Genomic DNA, 16,114 nt, shown 5'->3' on the forward strand with positions numbered 1-16,114 from the left:
TAAGGCAGGATGGAAGCATTAAAACGGAAAATTGAAGAAGAAGGCTTCGTATTATCCGATCAAGTATTGAAAGTGGATTCGTTTTTGAATCACCAAATTGATCCGCTGCTTATGCAGAAAATCGGAGACGAACTTGCGGCCAGATTTGCAAAAGATAACATTACCAAAATTGTGACAATCGAATCGTCCGGAATCGCTCCTGCTGTGATGACGGGTTTGAAGCTGGGAGTGCCTGTTGTCTTTGCGAGAAAACATAAATCATTAACACTCACCGACAACTTGCTGACAGCATCTGTTTATTCCTTTACAAAGCAGACCGAAAGTCAAATCGCAGTCTCAGGAACCCATCTGTCGGATCAGGATCATGTGCTGATTATCGATGATTTTTTGGCAAATGGACAAGCGGCGCATGGGCTCGTTTCGATTGTGAAACAAGCGGGGGCTTCTATTGCAGGACTTGGCATTGTCATTGAAAAGTCATTTCAGCCCGGAAGAGAAGAACTGATAAACCTTGGTTATCGGGTGGAATCTTTGGCAAGAATTCAATCTTTAGCAGAAGGAAAAGTATCATTCGTACAGGAGGTTCATGCATGAAAAACGGATTCGGCAAAACGCTGTCTTTAGGTATACAGCATGTGCTCGCCATGTACGCCGGTGCCATTGTCGTTCCTCTGATTGTCGGAAAAGCGATGGGCCTGACTGTCGAACAGCTGACCTACTTAGTGTCGATTGATATTTTTATGTGCGGCGTGGCTACACTTCTGCAAGTGTGGAGCAACCGATTTTTCGGGATCGGGCTTCCGGTAGTGCTTGGCTGTACATTTACAGCAGTATCGCCGATGATTGCGATAGGAGCTGAGTACGGGGTTTCAGCGGTTTACGGAAGCATCATCGCGTCAGGTATTCTCGTTATTCTGATTTCGTTTTTCTTTGGAAAGCTAGCATCGTTTTTTCCGCCGGTCGTGACAGGCTCAGTTGTTACGATTATCGGTATTACCCTTATGCCGGTAGCGATGAATAACATGGCCGGCGGTGAAGGAAGTGCTGATTTCGGAGAGCTTTCCAATCTTGTTCTCGCCTTTGTCGTATTGAGTATCATTGTGCTTCTATATCGTTTCTCAAAAGGTTTTATCAAATCCATCTCCATTTTAATCGGTATTTTAATCGGGACGTTCATCGCTTATTTTATGGGAAAAGTTCAGTTTGATAACGTTTCGGATGCTGCAGCCGTACAAATGATTCAGCCGTTTTACTTCGGCATGCCGTCTTTTCACGCAGCACCTATTATCACGATGTCCATCGTTGCCATTGTCAGCCTTGTAGAATCAACGGGTGTTTACTTTGCCTTAGGTGACCTGACGAACCGCCGTCTGACAGAGAAAGATTTGTCTAAAGGCTATCGCGCTGAAGGACTGGCTGTGCTTTTGGGCGGTATATTTAACGCTTTTCCATACACTGCATTCTCTCAAAATGTCGGGCTCGTGCAGCTGACAGGAATCAAAAAAAATGCCGTTATTGTGGTCACGGGTATCATCTTAATGGCATTTGGGCTGTTTCCAAAGATCGCTGCTTTTACGACCATTATTCCATCTGCTGTTTTGGGCGGTGCGATGGTGGCGATGTTTGGAATGGTGATCGCTTACGGAATCAAAATGCTTAGCCGCATTGACTTTGCAAAACAGGAAAATCTGCTGATTGTTGCCTGTTCAGTCGGTCTGGGCCTCGGTGTGACAGTTGTACCGGATATTTTCAAGCAGCTTCCTAGTGCCTTAACACTCCTTACAACAAACGGTATTGTCGCTGGCAGTATTACTGCTATCATCTTGAATATCGTATATAACGTATTTTCTAGAGCTGAAAAAACAGAACGAAACGCTGATGCCATTGAGCAAAAAACAGCAGTCTAAGCTCCGCCGCGGCGGAGTTTTTTTGTATATAAAAAAGATGGTTGCGGCACAATGTATGCAAAGAGGTGATTGCATGGCGTTTATTTTATCTATCGGAACAAGTCTCCCCATGAACGATGTAAATCAAGAAAAAGCGATTGAGTTTGCCCGCTATATGTTTCAGCATTCTTTTAAGGATATTGACAGGCTGTTAACCTCCTTTAAAAATGGGCAAATCCAATCAAGACAATTTGTCAAGCCGATTGAATGGTATAAAGAGGGTCACAGCTTTGAAGAAAAAAATCAAATATACATAGAAGAAACGCTAAAACACAGCAAAGAAGCTGTTCGCGAGTGTCTCTCTCATCCTGCATTTATTGAAGATGCCATTCCTTATGAGAAAGTAGATGCTGTGTTTTTCGTCTCCAGCACGGGTCTTTCCACACCGAGCATTGAGGCGCGTCTCATGAATGAACTGCCGTTTTCTCCATATACAAAACGGATTCCAATTTGGGGGTTGGGCTGTGCAGGCGGAGCCAGCGGACTCGCGCGCGCAGCAGAATACTGCAAAGCGTATCCCGAGGCTTTCGTGCTTGTCATTGCTGCTGAGCTGTGCAGCCTGACATTCCAGCCGGAAGACAAAACGAAAAGCAATCTGATCGGCACCTCACTTTTCGGTGATGGTATTGCCGCAGCTTTATTATGCGGAGGAAAAGCGGACCGCAGGGTGTCGAAATTGAAGCTTGCCCCGAAGGTAATAGATTCCCAGTCTGTTTTGATGAAACAATCAGAAGATGTAATGGGCTGGGATTTTACCGATCGGGGGTTCAAGGTCATTTTTTCTAGAGATATTCCGGATTTGGTGGAAAAATGGCTCAAAACAAATGTACAAGAGTTTTTGGCAAAACATTGGCTGACATGTCGTGATATCAGTGTTTTTTTGGCACATCCAGGCGGAAAAAAAGTAATCGACGCATACATTCAAAGTCTGGAGCTGACGCCAGAAAAGCTTTCATCAGCTCAATACATATTGCAACAACATGGAAATATGTCTTCAGCCACAATATTGTATGTCATCAAAGACCATCTGTTAAACGGACATAAAAAGGAAGCTGAACGGGGGCTGATTGGCGCATTAGGACCTGGGTTTTCATCAGAGCTGCTGTTATTCAGCTGGGAGAAGGGGGCTTGATTTATGTTTTGGTTGTTAATTGCTATTCTCATTGCGCAAAGAGCAGCTGAAATGGCAGTAGCCAGACAAAATGAACAAAAGGTAAAGCAACAAGGGGCAATGGAATTCGGGGAGAGCCATTACCCATATATGATCATCATGCACATCCTTTTTTTCCTGTCATTAATGGCGGAAGTGCTGCTGATGAACAAACAGCCGTCAAGCTGGTGGATCGCTATCGCTGTTGCTATTACAACCGTTCAGGCAGTACGTTATTGGGCGCTTTGTTCCTTAGGGTCATATTGGAATACGAAAATCCTCGTCGTTCCAGGTGCGGAGCTTGTGAAAAAAGGCCCTTATAAATGGATGAAGCACCCAAACTATACCGTGGTCATCTTAGAAATTGTATTGATTCCGCTGCTGTATCAAGCGTACGTTACGATGTGTCTGTTTTCCATTTTAAATGCCGCAATGTTAACAGTGAGAATTCGTACAGAAGACAAAGCTTTAGAGGAATACGGTATAAAATAGAGATTGAAAATCATTCTCATTCATGTTAAAATGAACATGAAAAAGATTCTCAATCAGGATGGTGAAGCAAATGACAATGCTGTTTTTGTTTGGGGCGGTCTGTACATATAGTGTGTTAATTGGATTTGTATTAAAAGGAATCTCTAATAAATCGGTTTCATGAATCTAAGAATCATTTAAGTTTTCAGATTTTTGCAGAAGCTGCCGTAATGGCGGCTTTTTTCTATTCTCTTAAAGAAATTCGGCTCATTCTTGTGTAAAATGAGAAAAAGGGTTATATTCAGATCTTTCAAAAAAGGTTCACAATTGATACGGCGCAAAGGGGTTCAGATTGATGACAAAACATAACAGAAAACAGCTTTTGCACAAAACAGGAGAACTTTACAAGCACCTTATTGAGAATCAAGACGACCAAAGGGCGGCTAAACTGGCAGCAGTTATGAAAAAAGCGGATGATGAGGAAATTTATATCGCGTTTACCGGGCATTATTCAGCAGGGAAGTCGTCACTGCTGAACTGCCTCCTAATGGAGGAGATTTTGCCGACAAGTCCGATTCCGACAAGCACTAACACTGTTGTGATCAGAAACGGTGAAAAGCGAGTTCGGCTTCATACAACAGACGGGGCGTATGCTGAGCTGGAGGGATCTTACCAGAAGGAAAAGGTGCAGCAATATTGCAAAGACGGCGAACAAATTGAAAGCGTTGAAATTTTTGACCGGTATACTGAGATCGATTCTGGGGTAGCGTATATTGACACCCCTGGGATCGATTCTACTGACAACGCTCATTTTCTGTCGGCCGCGTCCATTCTCCATCAGGCAGATGCGTTGTTTTACGTCGTTCATTATAATCATGTGCACGCTGAGGAAAATGTGAAGTTTCTCAGATCGATAAAAGAAAGTATTCCCAATGTGTATTTTATCGTAAATCAAATTGACCGCCATGACGAGACGGAGACTCGCTTTGAAGACTATAAAGTGCAGGTAGAGGAGATGCTTTGCAATGAAGGCATTTCGAAGGAAGCGCTCTATTTTACGTCAGTGACAGAACCAAACCATCCGTTCAATCAGATTCGGCTTCTGCGAAAAGAATTAAAAAGAATAGAGCGGCAATCAAAAAACAATTTGCAGACTTTAACCGAACAAAAAGTCCACAATCTGCTGAAGGAACATACGGAAATGCTTTTGAAAAACGAAACAGACGGTCCAAGCTTTGCTGAACAGCTTGATACACAAATGGCACTGGTCCAATCGCTGCGTGATCAATTGGCTGAGACGGCAAAACAAACGACTAGTGCAGAAAACAGGATGAAAGAAGAAATCAATCTCATCTTAAAAAACGCCAATCTGACACCTTTTGAAATGCGTGAGCTGGCAGCTGCATACCTAGAATCAAGAGAGCCTTCTTTTAAAACAGGTTTATTCTTTTCGAAAGCGAAAACTGCACAGGAAAGAGAGAGAAGAAGGAATGTTTTTTTCTCTGATGTGACAAAACGGACAGAGGCTGAAGCGGATTGGCATATGATAGACACGCTCCATGACCTTGCGAAGGCATTCCATGTTCATACCGCTGAAAGTGAACAGCGCATACAGGCCTATTCCACTCCGCTTGAAATTGACATCATTGAACGTGCGGTCAAGCAGGGGGCAGCTTTTTCCTCTGAATATGTATTGCAATATACAAAAGACTTGGCAGAGCTTATCCGCAAAGAAGCGAAAAGAAAAGCGGCAGACATCATAAAGCCGCTGGCTGAGATGGTAAAAGAGCGTGTTTTCAAAGACATGCAAATGATTAATGATCGGCTGATTCAGGAATCGGAAAAACTTGCCCTCCTGCAAGAACAGGCCCAATTAGAACATAATGCACGTGAAAAAGCCGATCGCATGTGGGCCATGTGGGAAACGAAGCCAGGAAATCCAAAGCAGGTAGACATGGACTGGTTTAAAACGAAGAAAAAAACAGTGCCAGCTCCAGAGCAGAAACAAAATCAAGACCAGAAAACGCTGCAGCCGATGCAAAAATCAGAAATCAAAACGGGGCAGGGGTACCGGCTTCAAGACCAAATCAAACGCTTTCACATGTTGTCTGATCTTTTAGGAGAATACAGCGTGTTATCGAAGCAAACGGCAGCATTTCAGAAAAGGATTAAAAGACTTGAGGACCGGAATTTTACACTTGCGCTTTTTGGGGGCTTCAGCTCGGGAAAATCGTCATTTGCCAATGCACTTGTTGGTGAAAAGGTACTGCCGTCTTCTCCAACGCCAACCACAGCCACCATTAACAAAATCACAAAACCAACCGAAGTGCATCTAAATAAAACAGCTGATGTCGTGTTTAAGTCGGAAGCTGATTTAACGGCAGACATTATGCAGCTTACCGGGATACAAGAAGAACCCGCAGGCCGCTCTTTCACCGAAAAGTGGGAAAAGGCCGTCAAAAAAAGCAGGCTTCAAAAAGAACATATCAAATTGATCGACAACTTCCTGCTCGCACATGAAAAGTATCAGCAATATATACAGGAACAAAAGAAATTAACGATACCGCTGTCTGAATTAAAGCCGTATGTGGCGGAGGAGGCAACAGCCTGCGCTGTAAAAGAGGTGACGGTCTATTATACATGCCCGCTCACTGAAAAAGGAATTACAATCGTTGATACGCCAGGCGCAAGCAGCATGAACAAACGGCATACAGAGCTGGCGTTCCACTATATAAAAGATGCTGATGCATTTTTTTATATGACCTATTATCAGCACTCCTTTTCGAAAGGAGACCGTTCGTTTTTGCGGAAGCTTGGGCTTGTAAAAGAATCGCTCAGCACAGATAAGATGATTTTCATCATTAATGCAGCAGATCTTGCAAAAGATAAAACAGAGCTCGAAACAGTGACTGATTATGTCAGCGCAGAGCTTGCAAAAGAAGGGATTCACAAACCGCAGCTCTTTACCGTATCAAGTAAGGAGGAACTGCTGGGAAAAACGGAATCATTTTATAATCAGTTTCAGAAAGTAAGAAATCACTTAGAACGCTTTATCGAAGTGGATGTAAAAAAAGCGTCAGCTGCACAGCTCAGTTCGGAAGCAGACAAACTATGCGAAACTGTTTTCCAGCTCCGTCAATCTCAGCTTCAGTCCAAGGAGGAAAAGGAAGAGCAGAAACAGCGCTTAACTTTGTCATATGAGCGAGCTGCTGCAGAGATCGAAAAACGACAGAACTCAAAAACCATCATTGAGAAAGTGAAAAAAGATACAAAAGAACAGCTTTATCACATTACACAGCGATTATCCTTTTTTGCGAATGATTTATTAAAATCAGCATTTCATCCCGGGCTTCAGAATGGGGATTGGAGAAACAATGTCGGTAAGGCGATGGCCGCCGCCTTACAAGAATATCAGTTTGAATATGTTCAGGAAATCAAAACGCTTGACGTCCGCATGAGCGGTTTCATTGAACGGCATCTTGCCGAAGAGTGGCTGGTAAGCTTTCAAAAAACATTAAACGAGGACGGTTATTTTTCCATTTATACAAATGATCAGCATTCGAAAGGCATTCAACTGAAGGAAGTTGCACCTGAAATAGCTGCACATGCCTTTGAGCAGGAACAAAAAGGGATTAAATCACCAAAGCACTTTTTTGAACAGAAAGGAAAAGCAGCCTTTATCGAAGCTGTGCGGACGAAACTCAATAAAATCACAGAGAATTGGGTGAAAAATGAAGAGGAAAGCCTCCTTTCTCATTACACAGATCATCTCAGCCGCTTGCAGGAAGAGATGGCTGAAAACGCAATGAAACAAATAAAGGATCAAAAAGAGACATATGTAAGGGGATATGAGCAGGGGGAACAGGCGAAGGAGATTGAAAAGGCATACCGAGCATGTATCTCCTGGCAAAGATCAGATCATTCAATAAAAATGTAAAATTCAGTTGGCGTGTCTGACAAGTCATGATAGACTAAATAGAAAAAAGCGAGATGAGCGATTCATGTCAGAGGTACATAAAGCAATTTCAGCACATTCATCAAAACAGCATGAGCATATCAAAGCATTTGTTCGACTTGAAAACATGCGTGAAATGGCCATTGAAGAAGCGATTTCAAAATGCAAAAACGATGAGCCTTTTACGACAGATGCCATTAATGAAATAACCGAGCAAATGAATCAGCTCGCCAAAAAAGGCATTGTCCCGACAAGACGCCTTGTGTCAAAAGAAATGGTCAGAGAATACGCAGGCAGCCTATAAGCTGGATGATCCTGTCGCGAGTGAATCTCTTGCGGGAAGCATATACTATATGTATCCGACGTAAGGGGGGATTCATGTTGGGCAGAACAAAGCTGGGAAACAGAAATGCACAGGCCAATAACAATGCCAAAAAGAAAAATGGGTTTCAAACCCATTTTGACTCTTACGCAGGACGCGAAGCTGAAAAGCTGATCGCCAGCAACAAAAGACATAGCGACTGATTTGTCGTCGAACAGCATCTCTTATTGGAGAGATGCTGTTTTTTATTTTGCGCTGCTTTATGGTAAAATAGAAGGAATGAAAGAAAAGGGAGTTAATTTATGAATCAAAATAAACTATTGCTGGTTGACGGCATGGCTCTTTTATTCCGAGCTTTTTTTGCAACGGCTGTGCATCGCAACTTTATGATAAATGACAGCGGAGTGCCGACGAACGGTGTCAATGGTTTTTTAAAGCATTTGATCACATCAGTTGAAACATTCCAGCCGACACACGTCATCTGCTGTTGGGACATGGGAAGCAAAACGTATCGAAATGATCTGTTCCAAGATTATAAGGCGAACCGCAGTGCACCCCCAGAAGAACTGATCCCGCAGTTTGAGATGGCTAAGGAAGCGGCCGCAGAGCTTGGTATTATAAACATTGGATTTGCCGGGTATGAAGCGGATGATTGCATCGGAACACTTGCCGCTTTGTTTGCTAATGAAGCTGACATCACGATTGTAACAGGAGACAGAGATTTGCTTCAGCTGTTAACAGATGAAGTGAGCGTGGCCTTGCTCCAAAAAGGAATTGGAAATTATAAAGTTTATACAAAAGAGGCTTTTTATGAAGAAACAGGCGTCATGCCGAAGGCCTTAATTGATATTAAAGCGCTTATGGGTGATTCCAGTGATAACTATCCTGGCGTCAGAGGGATTGGCGAAAAAACAGCCTATAAACTGATTCGTGAATACGAAACGATTGACCGGTTATTAGAAAATCTTTCGCTTCTTCCGAAGGGGCAGCAGGGGAAAATTCAGCAAGGTTTGAGCGATTTGGAGATGTCGAGGAAGCTTGCGGAAATTCACTGCTCTGTGCCGCTGGTCTGCACCTTGAATGATGCTTTGTTTACTCTGCAAATGGAGCAGGCGGCTGCCATGCTTCGGCGCCATCAAATCAAAGGAATTGAACGTATGCTTGAAAAATTGAACGCTAGAGAGATCGTATAGATCTTCTCTAGCGTTTTGTATTGCTTTTTTTGGCTCTTTCCTCAAGCTCGGTTTTAGGGTCATTATGTGTATTACCATCCAGGTCGCCCTGTGGAGTTGCACCGCCGGTCAGCCGGCCTTTATTTTTCTTTTTCATGTCAGTCACCTCATCACTAGGATGACCAATGATCCAGATTTAATTCTTATCATTCATCCAAATCGCGTTTTTTGCGAGCAGATCGGCTTTTTGGTTTTGCTTGCTTGGTATCCATTTGATGAAAAAAAGAGGGAAGCCTGCTTTTAATCGGATGATCTCCTCCACATATGGTTGAAACAATTTATTTTTAACCATTTCAAACTCAGCTGCACGCTCCACGATATCTGAATCAGTTCGAAAGGAAACAGATTGATACCCGCGCTTTGCACATAGCTTCATTCCTTCAATTAATGCAAGAAATTCAGCTTCCTGGTTTGTATGTATTCCGACTGGAATAGAGAAAGATTCTGCTTTTCCTTCATGTTTAATGAAAATGCCGATACCGGAAGGCCCGGGATTACCAGCGCTTGCGCCGTCTACATATATTTCAGCAAGCATTATGAACTCCTTTCATCATTCGGTATCATTTTTTTGGCTGTATAGGCATATGGCAATGAAATCAAAGATACCGCAAACTTAATCAAATATGTTGAAATAAAGATATGAAGCCAAATGTTTGGCGGATAAATGCCGAGAAAAGCGACGCTTGTAAAAATAAATGTATCCAACAGCTGGCTGACTGCTGTACTGCCGCCGTTTCTGAGCCATAAAAGCCGATCGGAAGGAAATATCCTTCTGATTGCCGAATATACATAAACATCCAGTGTTTGGCTGAAGATAAAGGCAAGCAGACTTCCTAACGCGACGCGTGGAAGGAAGCCGAAAATCGTTTCCAGCGCGGTTTGTGACATGTCGCTGGAGGCCGGTTCAAAAAGGAGCACGCCCTGCATGACTGCTGTCAGTGTCAGAAGGGTTGAGAATCCGAGCCATACCGCTTTTCTGGCTTCAGCCGGTCCGTATTTTTCATTCAGCACATCTGTCGCAAAAAAGATTGTGCCGTACATCACATTTCCGAGTGTTGCTGTTAAGCCAAACAGTTCTACTGTTTTGACCACTTGAAGGTTGGCACAGACTGTGGCAAAACCAATCCAAACAAACAGTCCCATTTTGCCAAATCCTTTATAAAACAAGAGAACAATGATAAAATTAATGATCGCAAAAACGATCCAAAACAAGTTGTTAAACAAAATAAAGAAGCTTCCTTTCCGGGATAAGATTGGTTTGATTATAGCACAAGCCCTGCAACTAATGAAATGAATGGTAAGGTGATATCAATGAAGCTCAAACCGCATATGAAAATAGAAGCAAAAGGAACGGGATCTGTCTCGTTTTTGGGAGAAGACTGGCTGACAGCACAGCAGGCCCGTATGCTTGCGAGAGAACTTGGCCGTTTTCCATACATGAAAGAACTCGAATTTGAAGATGAAAAAGGCGGCAGCTGGTCGCTGAAGGAATTGGAAAAGTTGACAGAGGAGCTTGCTCATGAGCCTGATGACATTACTGTTTATTTTGACGGCAGCTTCGATAAGGAGAGCGAGCTGGCCGGACTCGGAATTGTCATTTATTATTCATTAGGAGGAATCCGGCATCGTTTGCGAAAAAATAAAAGTTTCCGGCTGAAAACCAATAATGAAGCTGAATACGCGGCGCTTTATGAAGCGATAAGGGAAGTAAGAGAGCTTGGGGCAAGCAGAAATTCAATTACGATCAAAGGGGACTCGCTTGTTGTGCTGAATCAGCTTGATGGCAGCTGGCCTTGCTATGACCCGTCTCATAATGAATGGCTGGACAAAATAGAAGCACTCCTTGAATCGCTGAAGCTTACTCCAACCTACGAAACCATACAGCGGAAAAACAACCAGGAAGCTGATGGACTCGCTAAAAAAATTCTATCCCATCAATTCGTGGAAAGCCACACGACATTAGACCGTAACGGAGATGACGATATTGGATAAGAAAATGATCTTTAAAGAACTGACAGAATTGCACGATGAATATTGCAAGGACTGTTTTATCAAGAAGCAGTTCCGCAAAGAATTTGGCAAAACCTATGCGCATTCATTTTGTATTAATAAATGTACGGTTGGTGAAAAGCTGAGAGCCTACGGCGATGTTTTAACCAATCACTAAACAAAAAAACCGCAGAAGCTGCGGTTTTTTATTGTTTGAACTCATCAAGCTGATGCTGACTGTCATCCAGAAGCTGTTGCTGCTGTTGGACAAATTCAGAATCATCCAGAGCTGTCAGCTCTTCAGATTGCGATAGTTCTCTTGCATCCTCAATGGCTTGGTATGCGGCATCAACTAATGTTGTGCTTCGCCCTCGCGTCGCAGCTCCTGTCGTTTTCTGCGCTGTTTCCACCGCCAGTTCCAGCTGCCGTTTATCAGTAAAGCCAATTTGATCCTCATTATGAAATTCTGAAGTCATAAAAAACACCTCCGCACTTATTTTGCAGAGATTTTTTGAAATTTATGCACCAAAATAGAAAATAAAATAAAAATAAGCCGATATAACTATTGAACCACAAAAAATAGGACTGTTTTACTATTTGAGGTATCTTGGCAGAGAAGGGGAACGCAGTTATATGGATGATAAAGACTTGAAGTCGATCCTTCACAAAACGTTTGTAGAAATATACAATGATTTAGAAGAACTGGCGGATATCGCGAAAAAAGGGAAGCCGTCAATGGAAAAACATATTGAAGACATTGAGCAGAGGTGCAAACAAAATATTTTGGCGATTGAAATCCAGATGAAAATCAAATAGGAGAGGCATTTGCCTCTCCTATATTTGTCATCTCATCATCATGTATTGAGTTTAGAGTTTTACAACATTAGAAGCTTGAGGTCCACGATTACCTTCGACAATTTCAAAAGAAACTTCTTGTCCTTCTTCTAATGATTTGTATCCGTCTCCTTCGATAGCTGTGAAGTGAACAAATACATCGTCTCCGCCTTCAACTTCAATGAAGCCGAATCCTTTTTCGTTGTTGAACCATTTTACTTTACCGTTTTGCATATTGCTAATTCCTCCTAGTACTGTAGCACATGAGTGCTAAAAAAATTTTTTGTCATCATTTAACGGTGATTTATTGTTAAATGATGGTTCAACTATACACCATATGAAAACATGCGTCAAGTTGTGAAACTGCTTATTTTTCAAAAGAAGGCACATTTCGAAAAAGAAGTGTAACCGTTATTATTAATGGATGAATATAAATAAAAAAAGAGCACACGATTTTCGTATGCTCTCCAGAATATTGATTAAGATAATGCTTTGGCTTTTTGTTTATCTGTCATCATTTCAGATTCCTTCAGAATATCCTCTAAAATCACTTCGGAAGAGTTGGTTAAGTGAAGAGCCTTAATGTTTTTCTTCATGCGACGTAAAGTATCTTCATCTGCAAGAAGGGAAGTGACTGACTCGAGAATCTCTTCATGACGATTCACGACGATCGCAGCTCCTCGATCCTCAAAGAAGTTTGCATTTTCTTTTTCCTGGCCAGGCACGGGTTTGTACAGAATGACGGGCACACCGATGGCAGTTGCTTCTGTCAAAGTAATGCCTCCGGGTTTTGTAATCATGCAATCTGTGATTCGAAACAGCTCATCAATGCGCTCCACATAGCCGAGAACTTTTAATTTGTCACTGTTTTCTGATTCAAGCACACTTAAAGATTCTTTCAAAGCCGTGTTTTTTCCGCACACAACAACCACTTGCACATGATCATCTTTAACAAGGTTTTCACACAGCTCTTTTACGTTTTTTAATACACCGTGGGCACCTGCCATGATCAAAAGCACTTTTTTGTTCGGTGTAAGATTGTACTTTTTATATATCGGTTCCACCGGCATGGATTCTTCAAATTGGGGCCTGATAGGAATTCCGGTAATTTTTACGTTGCTTGGATGAGTGCCGATCTCCAACAGTTTTTCCTTTACATAATCTGTTGCCACATAATATTTATCCACGTTTTCGTGAACCCAGATTTTGTGAAGGCAAAAATCAGTCATAACGTTAAAGGTAGGAATGACTCTCCCTGTTCGGCGTCTGTATTCCGGCACGACGATCATCGGAAATGTATTAATAATAATATCGGGCTGATGTTTATCAACAAGCTCGCCCAATCGTTTATTTCCCATTTTGAAATAAATATTGAATTTGCGTTTATTATAGATTTTGTCAACTCCGTAATAAAACAAACGATAAAACTGTTTCCCGATTGAGAAGCTTTTTAAATAAAGGTATTGAGTTACCTCTGAAACAATCGGATTTGACTCTTGGTACAAATTAGAAACTGTAACATGCTGAAAGCCGAGCCGTACACATTGCTCATAAAGCGTTTTGGCTACCTGCATATGTCCATTTCCGTAATTTGCAGTCAAAATTAATATTCTTTTATTGGTATTCAAGTAAATTCACCTCAATGTAATCAACAACAAGCAAGCTTCATGCATCGTAAGGAGTTAATGTCTATACATAAACATAACACAAATACATAATCAAATTAGTAATGCAGTAAAAAATTAAGCTAGTTTTAAAAGATTTGGATCCCAGTATGTTAAATTTTTGTTATAGGCAGACTGAATCAGATGTATTTTATCATATTTTTTGCTCAGCGTATCACTATAAAAGAAAATTAGTCCCATTCATAAGGAGTTTCTTGGTAAACGTAATAATTCAGCCAGTTCATAAACAATAATGTCGCATGCGCTTTCCAGCGATTCACTGGCTCTTTGCTTTCTTTTGCAAAATAGTGCTTAGGCGCCTCGACAGTAGAAAGGTTTCGTTCCAAATCTCTTTCATACTCTTGAAGAAGCGTATTTGTATCATATTCGGGGTGCCCTGTTAAAAATACTTGTTTTTCGTCTTTTGACACAATTAAGCAAACCCCAGCTTCCTCTGATGCGGATAGAATATGTAAATCAGGCACTGCTTGAAGCTGTTCCATATTTATATCTGTATGCCGGGAATGCGGCACGTAGTATAGCTCGTCAAAACCTCTTACCAATCTTTCATGTTTTGAAAGAACTGTATGTTCGAACACGCCGAAGACCTTATTCGGCATTTGAATTTTTTCCACTCCGTAATGATAATACAAACCTGCTTGAGCTCCCCAGCAAATATGCAAGGTTGAAGTAACATTTGTTTTGCTCCACTCCATAATCTCTTTGAGCTCTTCCCAATAAGAAACATCTTCAAACGCCAAATGCTCGATCGGCGCACCAGTGATAATCATGCCATCAAACTTCTTGTGACGGATATTGGAAAAAGTCGTGTAAAATTCGTCCAGGTGTTCTCTTGCAGTGTTTTTCGGCGTGTGTGTGCTTGGGATTAAAAATGTAAAATGAACTTGTAAAGGCGAATTTCCAAGCAATCTGAGAAGCTGAGTCTCTGTTTGGATTTTTTTCGGCATCAAATTCAATATGATAATTTTTTGCGGCCGGATATCCTGATGAAATGCTCTGCTTTCATCCATTACAAATATATGCTCACTCTCAAGCACCTGTTTTGCCGGCAGGTGTGTTGGTATATTTATAGGCAACGTGCCACCCCCATCATTTCCCCGTCTGATTTTCTTCATTATAGGAATTTTCACGCCAATTTTCAATCTATCTATATGTGTTAAGGGGAGAAACAACAGAAAACTCTTTAAATAAAACGCATAGATACGCCTTTTGGTTTCACCGTAAAATAATTTTCCATCGGGATTACAGAAGGGGATTGGAGCGTTTTATAGAAAGAGATAAAAAATGAGCCTCATGAAGAGCTGGGGGTCACATGCATTTTGAATTGAAATATAAAAAAGGTAAAATAATCATCAGCAGGGGGACATAGGAGGGACTTATATGTCGATATATGAGATGAAGGTACGTACAATCACAGGGAAGGACATGACACTTCAGCCTTTTGCCGGTAAAGTGTTAATGATCGTGAATACAGCGAGTAAATGCGGTTTTACTCCTCAGCTTAAGCAGCTTCAGGAGTTATATGATACATATCAGCAGGAAGGCTTAGAGATCTTAGGGTTTCCCTGTAATCAATTTATGAACCAAGAGCCTGGCGACGAGACAGACATACAGAATTTCTGTGAAACAAATTACGGTGTTACGTTTCCTATGTTCTCGAAAGTAGAAGTGAATGGAAAAAACGCCCATCCCCTGTTTGTGTATTTGACAGAGCATGCGAAAGGGATGCTTGGAACTAAGGCGATCAAGTGGAATTTCACGAAGTTTATTGTGGACAGAAACGGAGTGATTGTTGGCCGCTATTCTCCAAATACAAATCCGAAAGAACTGGAAGACGTGATCATAAAACAATTAGGGCGATAAAAAGGGTGATTTTATGAAGGGATGTAAGCACAAAGAGCAAATCAGGTCATGGGTTCAATCTGTCCTAACGGGTGAGAGCGCTGGGCATGATTGGCATCATGTATTAAGAGTGGCAGAACTTGCTGTGTATATTGGAGAAAAAGAGAGCGCGGATTTGCTCATTGTTGAAACAGCAGCGTTGGTTCATGATGTGATTGATGACAAACTCCCTGAGACGGTCAGGCTTTCTCTAGGTGAAGTATATAATCAGCTCGTTTTTTTCGGAATCGAAAGAGAGGCTGCTGACAGAGTGATTCACATCATCACAAGGATGTCTTTTCGGGACAGAAAAAAGCTTGATGGCGAGCCGCTCTCGATTGAAGGGAAGGTTGTGCAGGACGCTGACAGGCTTGATGCGATCGGTGCTGTAGGTATTGCCAGAGCTTTTATGTTTGCTGGGGCAAAAGGACACGGTCTTTACGGTGATGATCAAAGCGCCTATGCTCATTTTTTTCATAAGCTGCTTCGATTGAAAGGTATGATGAATACAGAAACTGCACGGGACCTGACAGAAGAAAGACATGATTTTATGGTGCAGTTTATCGGCCAATTAGAAAAAGATGCACCTGGAATAGATGCCAAAACGTCGTAATAGAAGGCTTGGAGCGACTATGATAGAATAAGTCAC

General features: G+C 41.9%; 21 protein-coding genes. 14 read left to right on the plus strand and 7 right to left on the minus strand.

Features of this window, described 5'->3' with window-relative positions; all coding sequences use genetic code 11:
• Positions 1-9: 9 nt before the first annotated feature.
• The 9 genes from xpt to exnP all read left to right on the plus strand — a co-directional run bounded on the left by xpt (position 10) and on the right by exnP (position 9,037).
• Positions 10-594 (plus strand): xanthine phosphoribosyltransferase, encoded by a 585-nt coding sequence (gene xpt / locus BTW01_RS09080; RefSeq protein WP_162102667.1) that lies wholly within the window; start codon positions 10-12, stop codon positions 592-594.
• Positions 591-1,907, plus strand: coding sequence for a xanthine permease PbuX (gene pbuX / locus BTW01_RS09085; RefSeq protein WP_162102668.1), 1,317 nt, complete (start codon positions 591-593; stop codon positions 1,905-1,907). Before xpt ends, pbuX begins: the two co-directional genes overlap by 4 nt.
• Positions 1,908-1,980: 73 nt before the next feature.
• Entirely contained in the window at positions 1,981-3,078 is a 1,098-nt protein-coding gene (locus BTW01_RS09090) for a type III polyketide synthase (protein WP_238391403.1), read from the plus strand.
• A 3-nt stretch (positions 3,079-3,081) separates the two neighbouring features.
• Complete coding sequence (locus BTW01_RS09095; RefSeq protein WP_162102669.1) at positions 3,082-3,588, plus strand: isoprenylcysteine carboxyl methyltransferase family protein; 507 nt, start codon at positions 3,082-3,084, stop codon at positions 3,586-3,588.
• A gap of 70 nt (positions 3,589-3,658) precedes the next feature.
• On the plus strand, positions 3,659-3,751 hold the full coding sequence (fbpC, locus tag BTW01_RS09100; protein ID WP_162102670.1) for a Fur-regulated basic protein FbpC: 93 nt from the start codon (positions 3,659-3,661) through the stop codon (positions 3,749-3,751).
• Positions 3,752-3,922: 171 nt separating this feature from the next.
• A complete protein-coding gene (locus tag BTW01_RS09105) occupies positions 3,923-7,504 on the plus strand; it encodes a dynamin family protein (protein WP_162102671.1) in 3,582 nt (1,193 codons plus the stop codon).
• A 64-nt stretch (positions 7,505-7,568) separates the two neighbouring features.
• Positions 7,569-7,826 carry a YpbS family protein gene (locus tag BTW01_RS09110; RefSeq protein WP_162102672.1) on the plus strand — a complete coding sequence of 86 codons (258 nt, stop codon included), beginning with the start codon at positions 7,569-7,571 and terminating at the stop codon, positions 7,824-7,826.
• Between the two features lie 74 nt (positions 7,827-7,900).
• Positions 7,901-8,047 (plus strand): hypothetical protein, encoded by a 147-nt coding sequence (locus BTW01_RS09115; protein ID WP_072557089.1) that lies wholly within the window; start codon positions 7,901-7,903, stop codon positions 8,045-8,047.
• A gap of 99 nt (positions 8,048-8,146) precedes the next feature.
• Positions 8,147-9,037, plus strand: a complete 891-nt coding sequence (gene exnP, locus BTW01_RS09120; RefSeq protein ID WP_162102673.1) for a 5'-3' exonuclease ExnP — start codon at positions 8,147-8,149, stop codon at positions 9,035-9,037.
• Between the two features lie 7 nt (positions 9,038-9,044).
• Here the strand turns inward: exnP and sspL are convergent, their stop codons facing one another.
• Genes sspL through BTW01_RS09135 form a run of 3 tightly spaced genes read right to left on the minus strand, consistent with a single transcriptional unit; the run spans position 9,045 to position 10,300 of the window.
• Positions 9,045-9,173, minus strand: coding sequence for a small, acid-soluble spore protein L (sspL, locus tag BTW01_RS09125; protein ID WP_162102674.1), 129 nt, complete (start codon positions 9,171-9,173; stop codon positions 9,045-9,047).
• A gap of 39 nt (positions 9,174-9,212) precedes the next feature.
• Positions 9,213-9,611, minus strand: a complete 399-nt coding sequence (locus BTW01_RS09130; protein WP_162102675.1) for a reverse transcriptase-like protein — start codon at positions 9,609-9,611, stop codon at positions 9,213-9,215.
• Entirely contained in the window at positions 9,611-10,300 is a 690-nt protein-coding gene (locus BTW01_RS09135; protein ID WP_162102676.1) for a queuosine precursor transporter, read from the minus strand. The genes BTW01_RS09130 and BTW01_RS09135 overlap by 1 nt, the downstream gene beginning before the upstream one ends.
• A gap of 87 nt (positions 10,301-10,387) precedes the next feature.
• Between BTW01_RS09135 and BTW01_RS09140 the strand changes: the two genes are divergently transcribed.
• The gene (locus BTW01_RS09140) at positions 10,388-11,068 is read left to right on the plus strand and encodes a ribonuclease H family protein (protein ID WP_162102677.1); all 681 of its coding nucleotides are present in this window, start codon (positions 10,388-10,390) and stop codon (positions 11,066-11,068) included.
• Positions 11,061-11,243, plus strand: coding sequence for a zinc-finger domain-containing protein (locus BTW01_RS09145; protein ID WP_162102678.1), 183 nt, complete (start codon positions 11,061-11,063; stop codon positions 11,241-11,243). Before BTW01_RS09140 ends, BTW01_RS09145 begins: the two co-directional genes overlap by 8 nt.
• Positions 11,244-11,271: 28 nt before the next feature.
• Here the strand turns inward: BTW01_RS09145 and BTW01_RS09150 are convergent, their stop codons facing one another.
• Positions 11,272-11,541, minus strand: a complete 270-nt coding sequence (locus tag BTW01_RS09150) for a DUF2564 family protein (protein ID WP_162102679.1) — start codon at positions 11,539-11,541, stop codon at positions 11,272-11,274.
• Between the two features lie 157 nt (positions 11,542-11,698).
• Between BTW01_RS09150 and degR the strand changes: the two genes are divergently transcribed.
• A complete protein-coding gene (gene degR / locus BTW01_RS09155) occupies positions 11,699-11,881 on the plus strand; it encodes a transcriptional regulator DegR (protein ID WP_162102680.1) in 183 nt (60 codons plus the stop codon).
• A 51-nt stretch (positions 11,882-11,932) separates the two neighbouring features.
• Here degR and cspD read toward each other — a convergent pair whose 3' ends face one another.
• The 3 genes from cspD to metA form a co-directional block, all read right to left on the minus strand.
• Positions 11,933-12,133 carry a cold-shock protein CspD gene (cspD, locus tag BTW01_RS09160; RefSeq protein WP_003230776.1) on the minus strand — a complete coding sequence of 67 codons (201 nt, stop codon included), beginning with the start codon at positions 12,131-12,133 and terminating at the stop codon, positions 11,933-11,935.
• Between the two features lie 245 nt (positions 12,134-12,378).
• Positions 12,379-13,527 carry a diglucosyl diacylglycerol synthase gene (locus BTW01_RS09165; protein ID WP_162102681.1) on the minus strand — a complete coding sequence of 383 codons (1,149 nt, stop codon included), beginning with the start codon at positions 13,525-13,527 and terminating at the stop codon, positions 12,379-12,381.
• A gap of 227 nt (positions 13,528-13,754) precedes the next feature.
• A complete protein-coding gene (metA, locus tag BTW01_RS09170; RefSeq protein WP_162102682.1) occupies positions 13,755-14,660 on the minus strand; it encodes a homoserine O-acetyltransferase MetA in 906 nt (301 codons plus the stop codon).
• A 304-nt stretch (positions 14,661-14,964) separates the two neighbouring features.
• Here metA and BTW01_RS09175 point away from each other — a divergent pair, with 304 nt between their 5' ends.
• Positions 14,965-15,447, plus strand: coding sequence for a glutathione peroxidase (locus BTW01_RS09175; protein ID WP_162102683.1), 483 nt, complete (start codon positions 14,965-14,967; stop codon positions 15,445-15,447).
• Positions 15,448-15,460: 13 nt separating this feature from the next.
• Positions 15,461-16,078, plus strand: coding sequence for an HD domain-containing protein (locus BTW01_RS09180; RefSeq protein ID WP_162102684.1), 618 nt, complete (start codon positions 15,461-15,463; stop codon positions 16,076-16,078).
• Positions 16,079-16,114: the final 36 nt, after the last annotated feature.

The organism is Bacillus sp. SKDU12 (assembly GCF_010093085.1).
GTDB lineage: Bacteria > Bacillota > Bacilli > Bacillales > Bacillaceae > Bacillus > Bacillus mexicanus.

Excerpts from the sequence above, each read along its gene's own strand:
- BTW01_RS09115 (WP_072557089.1), top strand. The coding sequence starts at position 7,901 with ATGTTGGGCAGAACAAAGCTGGGAAACAGAAATGCACAGGCCAATAAC.
- fbpC (WP_162102670.1), top strand. The coding sequence starts at position 3,659 with ATGACAATGCTGTTTTTGTTTGGGGCGGTCTGTACATATAGTGTGTTA.
- sspL (WP_162102674.1), bottom strand. The coding sequence starts at position 9,173 with ATGAAAAAGAAAAATAAAGGCCGGCTGACCGGCGGTGCAACTCCACAG.
- pbuX (WP_162102668.1), top strand. The coding sequence starts at position 591 with ATGAAAAACGGATTCGGCAAAACGCTGTCTTTAGGTATACAGCATGTG.
- BTW01_RS09095 (WP_162102669.1), top strand. The coding sequence starts at position 3,082 with ATGTTTTGGTTGTTAATTGCTATTCTCATTGCGCAAAGAGCAGCTGAA.
- BTW01_RS09110 (WP_162102672.1), top strand. The coding sequence starts at position 7,569 with ATGTCAGAGGTACATAAAGCAATTTCAGCACATTCATCAAAACAGCAT.
- cspD (WP_003230776.1), bottom strand. The coding sequence starts at position 12,133 with ATGCAAAACGGTAAAGTAAAATGGTTCAACAACGAAAAAGGATTCGGC.
- BTW01_RS09130 (WP_162102675.1), bottom strand. The coding sequence starts at position 9,611 with ATGCTTGCTGAAATATATGTAGACGGCGCAAGCGCTGGTAATCCCGGG.
- xpt (WP_162102667.1), top strand. The coding sequence starts at position 10 with ATGGAAGCATTAAAACGGAAAATTGAAGAAGAAGGCTTCGTATTATCC.
- BTW01_RS09090 (WP_238391403.1), top strand. The coding sequence starts at position 1,981 with ATGGCGTTTATTTTATCTATCGGAACAAGTCTCCCCATGAACGATGTA.
- degR (WP_162102680.1), top strand. The coding sequence starts at position 11,699 with ATGGATGATAAAGACTTGAAGTCGATCCTTCACAAAACGTTTGTAGAA.
- BTW01_RS09105 (WP_162102671.1), top strand. The coding sequence starts at position 3,923 with ATGACAAAACATAACAGAAAACAGCTTTTGCACAAAACAGGAGAACTT.
- BTW01_RS09150 (WP_162102679.1), bottom strand. The coding sequence starts at position 11,541 with ATGACTTCAGAATTTCATAATGAGGATCAAATTGGCTTTACTGATAAA.
- BTW01_RS09140 (WP_162102677.1), top strand. The coding sequence starts at position 10,388 with ATGAAGCTCAAACCGCATATGAAAATAGAAGCAAAAGGAACGGGATCT.
- exnP (WP_162102673.1), top strand. The coding sequence starts at position 8,147 with ATGAATCAAAATAAACTATTGCTGGTTGACGGCATGGCTCTTTTATTC.
- BTW01_RS09180 (WP_162102684.1), top strand. The coding sequence starts at position 15,461 with ATGAAGGGATGTAAGCACAAAGAGCAAATCAGGTCATGGGTTCAATCT.
- BTW01_RS09175 (WP_162102683.1), top strand. The coding sequence starts at position 14,965 with ATGTCGATATATGAGATGAAGGTACGTACAATCACAGGGAAGGACATG.